Annotated in this window: 10 protein-coding genes and 1 riboswitch; of the genes, 5 read left to right on the top strand and 5 right to left on the bottom strand. The window is 39.2% G+C overall.

Annotated elements, in window-relative coordinates; all coding sequences use genetic code 11:
* From ACTBZY_RS01515 to ACTBZY_RS01505, 3 genes are all read left to right on the top strand, one after another.
* Window positions 1-322, top strand: a 322-nt coding sequence (locus tag ACTBZY_RS01515; RefSeq protein ID WP_463044555.1) for a hypothetical protein, incomplete at its 5' end; no start/stop codon positions are given.
* Between the two features lie 242 nt (window positions 323-564).
* The gene (locus ACTBZY_RS01510; protein ID WP_463044554.1) at window positions 565-2,757 is read left to right on the top strand and encodes a hypothetical protein; all 2,193 of its coding nucleotides are present in this window, start codon (window positions 565-567) and stop codon (window positions 2,755-2,757) included.
* 59 nt (window positions 2,758-2,816) lie between these two features.
* Entirely contained in the window at window positions 2,817-3,218 is a 402-nt protein-coding gene (locus ACTBZY_RS01505; RefSeq protein ID WP_463044553.1) for a hypothetical protein, read from the top strand.
* 12 nt (window positions 3,219-3,230) lie between these two features.
* Here the strand turns inward: ACTBZY_RS01505 and ACTBZY_RS01500 are convergent, their stop codons facing one another.
* From ACTBZY_RS01500 to ACTBZY_RS01480, 5 genes are all read right to left on the bottom strand, one after another.
* Window positions 3,231-4,880 (bottom strand): FAD-dependent oxidoreductase, encoded by a 1,650-nt coding sequence (locus ACTBZY_RS01500; protein ID WP_463044552.1) that lies wholly within the window; start codon window positions 4,878-4,880, stop codon window positions 3,231-3,233.
* Between the two features lie 238 nt (window positions 4,881-5,118).
* Window positions 5,119-5,394, bottom strand: a complete 276-nt coding sequence (locus tag ACTBZY_RS01495; protein ID WP_463044551.1) for a Trm112 family protein — start codon at window positions 5,392-5,394, stop codon at window positions 5,119-5,121.
* A gap of 1 nt (window position 5,395) precedes the next feature.
* Entirely contained in the window at window positions 5,396-6,022 is a 627-nt protein-coding gene (locus ACTBZY_RS01490) for a thiamine phosphate synthase (RefSeq protein WP_463044550.1), read from the bottom strand.
* Window positions 6,019-7,074, bottom strand: a complete 1,056-nt coding sequence (locus tag ACTBZY_RS01485) for an AIR synthase family protein (protein WP_463044549.1) — start codon at window positions 7,072-7,074, stop codon at window positions 6,019-6,021. Before ACTBZY_RS01485 ends, ACTBZY_RS01490 begins: the two co-directional genes overlap by 4 nt.
* Window positions 7,075-7,078: 4 nt before the next feature.
* The gene (locus tag ACTBZY_RS01480) at window positions 7,079-7,795 is read right to left on the bottom strand and encodes a class I SAM-dependent methyltransferase (RefSeq protein WP_463044548.1); all 717 of its coding nucleotides are present in this window, start codon (window positions 7,793-7,795) and stop codon (window positions 7,079-7,081) included.
* A gap of 68 nt (window positions 7,796-7,863) precedes the next feature.
* A riboswitch (TPP riboswitch) is annotated at window positions 7,864-7,959 on the bottom strand.
* A gap of 176 nt (window positions 7,960-8,135) precedes the next feature.
* Here ACTBZY_RS01480 and parS point away from each other — a divergent pair.
* Window positions 8,136-8,603, top strand: coding sequence for a type II RES/Xre toxin-antitoxin system antitoxin (gene parS, locus ACTBZY_RS01475; protein ID WP_463044547.1), 468 nt, complete (start codon window positions 8,136-8,138; stop codon window positions 8,601-8,603).
* Between the two features lie 5 nt (window positions 8,604-8,608).
* Entirely contained in the window at window positions 8,609-9,061 is a 453-nt protein-coding gene (locus ACTBZY_RS01470; RefSeq protein WP_463044546.1) for an RES family NAD+ phosphorylase, read from the top strand.
* Window positions 9,062-9,064 lie beyond the last annotated feature (3 nt).

Below are 9,064 nucleotides of genomic sequence, written 5' to 3'. Positions count from 1 at the left end.
AGCAGCTGGAAAGTATGATTTTGTTCCCATGGTTGAATATTTCAATATGTTTTGGAATATTCTTGGTCGCAGAATAATAGCTAATACCGTAAGACTGCAGGCTTATATTTTCATTAGAAAGAAATCGGATAGCTTAGTTAGCTTGAATCTTGAAATGAATTTGATGCTCGCCGCAATAGACCCAGAGGGTTCCGTTAATCCATTTGCAAATAATTATGCCACCCCATTCAGGGTGGTAAACACACATTTCAGAAATCTTCTATTCATATTTGCCCCTGAGGGGCTTCTTTTTAGCCACTCATTTTACCAATATTTTAGATGAGCTAATCCCCCAGATATTTAACCTAAAGGTGGTGTAATACGTCCTTTTGTTCGCTACCAATACGGTTCCAAGAAAGTAGTTCATTGAGCATCAAGAAATATGGATGTAATTGTCTGATTAGTAGTCTCGAAGTGTGCTTATTTCTGCCGTAGAATAAAAATATTTGTAAGGAATCATAGGAAAAAGTAGCTTTATATAATGATTTGACCCTGAGTATAATATCTAAAAATATACTAATATATATGAAAAAAATCTATTTCATTATAATGAGTTTAAGCGTCTTTAAGAATGGTAATTCGATACTTTTTTTGCTGCTATCTTTTATTTCTTTTCATGGTTATTCCCAAGAAGTTTATAACTCAAAAACCATACAGACTGTCAAGCCGGTGGCGATGAATTTTATGGATCAGTTGGCAGAGTATCAAGCTAATCCTCCCCGTGTTTCTATTGAATATAAAACACCTAAAGAACAACTTTTTATACCGCCCAATCCGATGCCATTTGGGATTTCGGCCAACGAAACAACGGCTAAACCGAAAATTAGTGGCGTAGGAGATGCAGACCTCATGGAACCAAACGGTGCCTATGCACCACCACCAGCTCCTTTTTTAGGATTCACCGCTATCATTGATAATATATCTACCATTCCTCCTGATGTAGCAGGAGCGGTGGGTCCCAATCACGTGATGACGACCCTAAATAATGGGATTATGATTCAGAACAAAACGGGAGGAAATGCCACTTTTATAAATGACAACACCTTTTTTACGGTAGAAGAAACAACAAGTATCTATGATCCAAAAATCTTATACGATCGTTATACTAATCGATTCTACTTCATAGATTTAGACGGGGCTAATGAAGCAAGATCCAATATTCTTTTGGCAGTATCACAAACAAGCGATCCAACCGGGGCGTGGAATCAATATCGTTTCAAAACCAATATTGGTGAAACGGATATATGGTTTGACTTTCCCTCGGTAGGGTACAATAAAGATTGGTTGGTGATTTCTGGAAACATGTTTCTGGTCAATGGGGCATTTTCTAAAACAAAGTTATTTGTTCTAAAAAAAACTGATATCCTGAATGGGACAGCAACTACACCGACCGAAATAAGTTTTGCTGGAAGCTCATCAGGCTTTACCGTTTCTCCGGCTGTGGTTGATGATAATTCCACAAATTATATTCCTTTATTGACAAATTGGGATAACACTTTAGGTACTTACAAATTATTAAAAATAACGGGTGTTCCACCTTCCGCACCTGTATTGTCAGACGTGGGATTTCCTTCTGTTGGGGGAGCAAATGCGTGGCTTTTTAGCTCCTATTATTATAATGAAGCCCCTCAGAAAGACATGACCTCGCGATATCTTGGTGTTAATTATAATGATCATCGAATGTCCAATGTCATACTAAAAAACGGCAAACTTTGGGCTGTCCACCCTGCCTTTCTTTCTTCTACAGGCACGCGTGTTGCAGCGGCTACTTATCGGGGAGCAGTACAATGGCTCAGTATTAATCCTATCACTTCCGCCATCAACGAATGGGGAAAGGTCATTGATATTAATACCACAAGTATGGGGGGGTATAATGTACCCACCAATAGTTTTGCGTTTCCTAGTATTGCTGTCAACGACAATGAGGATGTACTGCTAAATTTTGCACATTTTTCTCCTACAAAATATCCAGGGGCATCCTATGCTTTGCGTATGAATGGTTCACCTAATTTTAGTGATGTTTATCTTTTTAAAGAAGGTTTGGAGCATTACTATAAAACATATAGCGGAAGCAGTAACCGCTGGGGAGATTATTCCATGACGATGGTAGACCCTTCTAATGGTCTTGATTTTTGGTCTATCGGAGAGTATTCTGAAACAAATAATGGAACTCATGATCGATGGGCAACTTACTGGGCAAGAGTAAATGTGACATTACCGAATAGCATTACTATTAACGCCATAGCCAACGACACATTATGTACCCAAAAGAACTATAATATGAATTTTGCAGTAACAGGTACATATAATATAGGGAATTCCTTCACGGCACAATTATCAAATACTTCAGGTTCTTTTTCTTCTCCGGTAAACGTAGGGACATTAAGCGGTACTACAGCAGGCATCCTTATCACAAATGTTCCCATGAGCGTTTTGGGTGGTACTGGGTATAAATTGAGGATTACCTCTAGTAATCCAATAGTGACCAGCACCAATACTACTAATATAGCTATTATTGGAAAAGACCTTGCCATCGGTTCGGCGACTACTCCTCCATTTGAAGCAGTTGAGAACATCACCAGTCAAAATATCAGTATTTCTGGCAATAAAACATATAAGGCAGGTAAATCAATTACCTTATTAGCAACACCTACAACAAGTGTTTCTACAAGCAATGGAGCGGTATTTGAAGCAAAAATTATAGGATGTCCATATTAATACTGCCTGATATACAACCATTTAGCGAGTTTTAGCGTCTTAATAAAAACGATAAGATTATGAAATACTTAAATATATTACTTTTCCCACTAGCTGTCATAATATCTTGTGCCTCGGAAGAGCCAGCCCCTATGGCTGAAGTAGAAATAAAAGCTACCATAGGGCCTTTGTGTCCGGTGGCCAATGTGGACGATCAAACACCCTGTGGTTATAGTGTGGCAAAACTGAACGAAATCTATGGGGCTTATACCCTAAAGATATTAGCGGAAAAAGACGGGTCCGAAGTTTTCTCTGCCAAACTAACATATCCTGCAGTAGTCGTTAAAGAATTGCCCCAGGGGAATTATAACATCAAAGTTAGCAATCAAACAACAACTGTAAATGCAGATATTGAGGCCTTTGTCATTAGTTCGTATGACAAGAAAGTTATTGAGCTGAATATTGATACTGGAATTAGGTAATCAGCATGGGCTTTAGCTGTTTTCTGTTTCTAGCCCCAGTGCATTCCAAAGCGTAAAACCGCCCATCAAATTATGCACTTTTTTATAGTTCTTATTGACTAAGATTTTGGAAGCCAAATACCCTCTGGTTCCTTTGGCACAGTATATATAAATCTTTTTATCCTTAGGGATTTCATTAATTCTAGTTCTTAACGAATCCAATGGGATATTCAGGGCAGTTGGAATACCGCCTGCATTCTTAATTTCGTTAGGATTTCTGACGTCAATCAAAAGGTCACTTTCTTTATTATATGCTGTCATTAAATCCATAGCAGAAACGGTCTTGAAGCCACCAGTAATCTCATTTTCGGCAGCATAGCCTGCTACTATCACGGGGTCTTTAGCAGGAGAAAACGGTGGAGCATATGCCAAATCTAAATTTTGCATGTCTTTCAAGGTCAGCTTGGCATATATAGCGGTGGCTAAAACATCTATTCGTTTATCAATACCTTTTTTACCAAAGGCTTCAGCACCCACAATCACTAGCGTTTTGGGTTCATAATAAATAGTAAGAAAAACGTCTGAAGGGTTTGGATAAAAGCCAGGTGTATTTCCTACTATCACGGTGGAGGTTTTGTAAGGAAAATTGTTAGCAAGGGCTTTGGTAGGCACCATACCGGTTCTGGCAACTGTTATATCAAATAACTTGACAATTGCAGTACCATAGGCACCATTAAAAGTGATGCCACTTTTACCGCTAACTTGTGCTCCTGCAGCTCTACCACCTTTGTTAGAGTGGGTTCCCATAGGGAAAAAGCCAGTCTCATTTGTAATTAGATTTTTGATTGCGGCACAGTCTCCCGCTGCATATACATTCGGTATAGATGTTTCCATCTTTTCATTGACGATTAATGCTCCGTTTTTAAGCTTATTGGCAGAAGGTAAGAGAGCGGTATTTGGCCTTACGCCAATTCCGATAATCAAATAATCTGTCTTGAGTTTTTTACCATTACTTAGGATAAGTTCTGAATCATTAAGGTTTAGCTCTATAGCGGAAGTGTTAAGGTGTAAATGGATGTCGTTTTGAAGCAGTGTGTTCTTTATTAAAGTAGCATAAGTATCACTTAAAATAGGCAGTACGTTTTCTCCTAACTCAATAATATGAACTGTTTTACCTGCCATTTTGAGGTTTTCTGCGGCCTCAAGACCAATCAAACCTGCTCCAATAATGGCAATAGATTCCTTATTAGAAAGTACTTCATCTATGATGATTTTATCAAAGTCTTCAATGGTTTTACAGGTAGACCATAAATCACAGGTATCTAGGTTTTTAATAGGTGGAATTAGCGGAGAACCGCCGGTGGCATAAACTAGCTTATCATAAGGGTAACTACCTTTTAGCGTGTGAACTTCCTGCTTTTCGGTATCTATATAGGTAACGGCCTCATTTAGTCTTAAATCTACATTGAATCTTGTTCTTAGTAAATCTGGCTTTACCACCATCAACTTTTCTCTGTCTTTTATTTGACCAGAAAGGGCATAAGGAATGCCACAGGTAGCGTAACTTATGTTCGCTGTTTTTTCGAAAAGTATAATCTCAGCATTTTCGTCTTCTCGTCTTGCTTTGGCAGCGGCAGATGGGCCAGCCGAAAGGCCACCTATTATTATAATTCGTTTTTTCATTTCCTAGTTTTGATGATTACCAAAAGTAGAATCTGCAGGCCAATTTGATCGTACTTTTTGTTACATAAATGGCTCTATATGATATCAAACAGTTTTTTTAGGAAATAGCTGATGACGCTTAGAAGTTCAATTTAGGTCTTCGATCGAACTGACAACTCTCGTGTAATGATTTTCATCTGTTACTGTCAGTTCGAGACAGTCCCTGCCTGTGGGCAGACTGGGAGAACAGTCTTTCATCTTACCCCTCCCCACTAACCAACCTAAAATTTTCAAAAGATTGACCTTTTAGTTCTTTTGACCATCTTTCTAATACCGGTTGTTCTAGTTTGAATTCTCTGTATTCGTCTGGGCTCATGATGGGGATTCCTTTTATGATGGGGTAGAGGCGTTTGCAGCTATTGCACACAAAGAATCCTTCCAATACGTTTTCGTCCAAGTCCTTTGTGATTTCTGTTAAAGTAAGGTCTGCCTTATCAAAAGGGCAGCATAATTTCTTTATAGTTTCCGGTCTCATTTTACTTTCTGTTTAATTTTTCTTGATATTGTTTTATGGCTAGGTCTGGTGTATCGGAGCTCATTACGCCCGATACTACCGCTACGCCATTGTATTTTAAAGAGCTCAATTTCTCTATGTTTTCTGGCTTTATGCCACCAGCCAGGAATATGGCTTTTGAAAAGATTTCGGAAGCCTGCTGAATGGTTTTAAAATCCACCAAATCGCAGCTATTAGCCGTGGTAGATGGAAAAATGGAGCAAAAGGAGATATAATCCAGTTTATTTTCATTTGCCCACCGAATCCATTCCAAATCATTATTACAAGTCAATCCGCTTAAAAAAGGCTTGTTTACTTTCGTCTTTATTACGCTATAATTCTCTGGTATTTCATCAAAATGAACGCCATCTACATCTGTGTTTGAAAGCAAATTCCACCGGTTATTGATAAACACTCGCACACCTTTAGGCTGACAGCGTTCGCACACTTTTTGAACCAAGTCTGGAATGTTTTGCTCTGCGTTAAAATTATCCCAAATCTGTACGGCAGCCAGTTTCTCTTTTAAGCACAAGCTTAATTTGTGCAATAGCAGCTCTTCGTCCATAGAGGGGTCTAGCACCAAGTATATACCAGCATTGCTATTCATCATTTCCATCCTGTATTTATGGCTTTGAAAAATGCCGCCCAGTAAGGGTCATCTTCTAGGTAGATCACATCAGATGTTTTTTCATTTTCTATGATTTTGATGCCTTCTTGTTTTTCTACCAGTTTTCCTACTTCTGTGCAGTTGATATTGGCTACAGCCAAACGATTGATTACATCCTGCACAGCTTCTTTTTTGCAGGTAATTATCATAGCACCAGCACCTATGCAGTTTCTTGGGTCTAGTTCAAATAATTGACAAACTTCCTTTTGAATAGCACCTATTGGCAACTTCTCATTATAGATTTTGGCACCATTATTTGAGGCGGTAGCCAGTTCATAAATGGCTCCCAATACACCGCCTTCGGTTACATCATGCATGGCGGTGATGTCTTTATGCTCATGATTCTTGCCAACGGCAGTAAGAGCATCTTCTAAGGAAGAGGTATGATAAAAAGTTGCACAGGCTTCTTGCTGTATTTCGATCCCTAGCTTGTTTTTGACCGTTTCTGGAAAACACATTGCCAGTATGGCTGCAGATGAAATAGCACAAGTTTTGGTCACCAAAATAGCGTCTCCCGCTTTGGCATATTTAGAAACTAGCATTTGCTCCTTTGGAGCTACGCTTATAAACGTGCCGCCACCTGCTATGGTAGAGTTTTGTCCTTCTATAAAACCTGTGTGCCCGCCCGTTATGGCAATACCGATTTTGGAACAAAAGCCATGCACATAATCCCAGTAAATCTGAAAATCGGCCTTAGAGAAAGTGGAAGGGAGATTTAAGATAAACTGACCATACATAGGAGCAAAGCCCGTGGTGGCCATGTCGTTTGCCATGAGTTGTACCGATAGCCAGGCTGATTCCTCCAAACCCAAGCTCGGAATAAGCGAAAGTGGGTCGCTGGTCATGGCCATCGCCATGCCGGCAGGTAAGTCTACCAGCGAAACATCTACCCCAAACTGTGGACCCACAGCGACTTCGTCTCTTTTAGAACCACATTTTTGACTGATAAACTGTTCGAAAATATGGCTGTCAATTTTGCCTAATTTCTCACTCATTTTCTTAGTCGTTTAGTTTAACGTATAGGCCGAAAAAATCGCCCAGTGGTAAATTCCACTGCTGTACTGGAAACCAATTTGGCAACCCAGTACAAGTCCATTCTATGGAATAATCTCTGCCTTTTAGAGCTTCATCTATGATTTTGGTCAGCATGGCGGGCGTGTAAAAAGTGGCGGTCAAATAAAAGGGATTCAATCCGAAAACCTCCTGTACTCTTCTACGTACCACTTTGGTAGAGTTTCTGTTCATCATGCCCATGGCTATGCCGCATTTAGCCACACGAGCCGCTTCTCTAATCACTTTTACAGGGTCTTTGTAATATTCAAAAGTGGTAATGAAAGCTAGCGAGTCAAAGGTATTGTCTTTGAAAGGCATGTGATGCGAATCTGCCATCACCAAGTCTCCGTCAAACAAATCAACCGCTTGAGAAAGCATCAGTGGGGAAATATCTCCTCCGGTGGCTTCAATTCCTATGTTTTTCCACCATCTGGTAAAACGTGCGGTTCCACAGCCAAATTCTAGCAATGTTTTTACTCGCTTGTCTTTAGAAACTAGCTGTTCCATGATTTTCTTTTGCCAAACTTCGGCACGTTTGTAACGGCCTTCATACCACTGCTCGTAGGTGTCGGTATGTTCTCTGTTAAAAAACCACTCAGGTCGGTTTTGCCAGTTTTGGTCTTGCTGCGGAATAAGTACTGATTGTCTTTTTTCTATTTCCATTTTATAACTTGTTTAAAAACAAAAACTCCACTTAATGGGGTATACCAAAACAGTGGAGCATAAAATGTAATATTTTAAGCTTGCATCCCTCCGTTGGCATTATCCATATCAGGTTTCGGGTATTATCTCAGCTTGGCAATTGCCAGGCACCCCGTGCGTCTTTGCTATGCAAATATAGTATAAAAAGGGAGGGGATGCGGTAAAGAATAGAGGTAGTGTATGTTTGTAATGCGTACTGCGTTTGCCATAAGCTCATTTAGTGCAAAAAAAAACAAGATGCGATTGAAATTATGTACCAAGCTTTACCTATATTCGTTCATATAATAAATTATATTATCAAATGTTACTCATTGAGGAGCCAAATAAAACAACTACAGGTCACTATGACGAGCTTTTGGAAATTCTAGGTAAGAAGTACATTAACGCTACCATTGAAAGCTCATTTGACTTTATAAGTATTGCTTCTAAAGGAATTGACGCCCATGTTATTAGTAATTTTAGAAAGCATTTCTCTATACCAAGAGGCTATGCTGCAGAGCTTTTAAATGTATCTGAGCCAACTGTTTATAGATGGATTCGAGATAGTAAAAAGCTTGATAGAAATTATGCTATTCAGCTTTTCGAATTGACAGATTTATTCCTTTTCGGAGCCGAGGTGTTTGAGAGTAAAGAAAACTTTTTCAAATGGCTAGAACTTCCAAATGCTGCTTTTGGTGGCTTAGAACCTAGAGGACTTCTGGATATACCTGGTGGTATTTCTAAAGTTCGTGACCTTTTGGGAAGAATAGAATATGGTGTTTACAGCTAGGTTTTATGATAGTATATCGTATTGTAAAGCGTAAAAGAGCGACTGACATAAGTGGAACAGGAGCTGCACTTTATCCTGGCAGGTGGAATAAAAAGGGTACGCCTGTTTTATACACGGGAGAAAGTGAAAGTATAGCCTTATTAGAAAACATAGTTCACATTCCGGCTGGAATGACTCCAAAACTAGACCTCCTAACCATCGAAATTCCTGACAATTCAATTTCAGAGTTAAGAATTAAAAACCTACCATCAAACTGGAAACAATTTCCCGCTCCAACCGTTTTGACGGAAATTGGTCAAAAGTGGATTGATGAAGGAAATACAATGGCTTTGAAAGTGCCTAGTAGCATCATAGAAACAGCAAACAATTATATTCTAAATTGTGCTCATAAAGATTTTCATTTAGTGAAAATTTTAGACCGTAGGGAGTTTCATTTCGACGCTAGACTACTTAAATAAGTC

This window comes from Arcticibacterium sp. (genome assembly GCF_055134445.1).
Note: the sequence above shows the minus strand (reverse complement) of the source record. Positions and strands in the feature narration are given on the sequence as shown.

Bases quoted from the DNA above. Each gene is read 5' to 3' on its own strand.
- ACTBZY_RS01510 (WP_463044554.1), top strand. From the start codon at position 565: ATGAAAAAAATCTATTTCATTATAATGAGTTTAAGCGTCTTTAAGAAT.
- ACTBZY_RS01505 (WP_463044553.1), top strand. From the start codon at position 2,817: ATGAAATACTTAAATATATTACTTTTCCCACTAGCTGTCATAATATCT.
- ACTBZY_RS01500 (WP_463044552.1), bottom strand. From the start codon at position 4,880: ATGAAAAAACGAATTATAATAATAGGTGGCCTTTCGGCTGGCCCATCT.
- ACTBZY_RS01495 (WP_463044551.1), bottom strand. From the start codon at position 5,394: ATGAGACCGGAAACTATAAAGAAATTATGCTGCCCTTTTGATAAGGCA.
- ACTBZY_RS01490 (WP_463044550.1), bottom strand. From the start codon at position 6,022: ATGATGAATAGCAATGCTGGTATATACTTGGTGCTAGACCCCTCTATG.
- ACTBZY_RS01485 (WP_463044549.1), bottom strand. From the start codon at position 7,074: ATGAGTGAGAAATTAGGCAAAATTGACAGCCATATTTTCGAACAGTTT.
- ACTBZY_RS01480 (WP_463044548.1), bottom strand. From the start codon at position 7,795: ATGGAAATAGAAAAAAGACAATCAGTACTTATTCCGCAGCAAGACCAA.
- parS (WP_463044547.1), top strand. From the start codon at position 8,136: ATGTTACTCATTGAGGAGCCAAATAAAACAACTACAGGTCACTATGAC.
- ACTBZY_RS01470 (WP_463044546.1), top strand. From the start codon at position 8,609: ATGATAGTATATCGTATTGTAAAGCGTAAAAGAGCGACTGACATAAGT.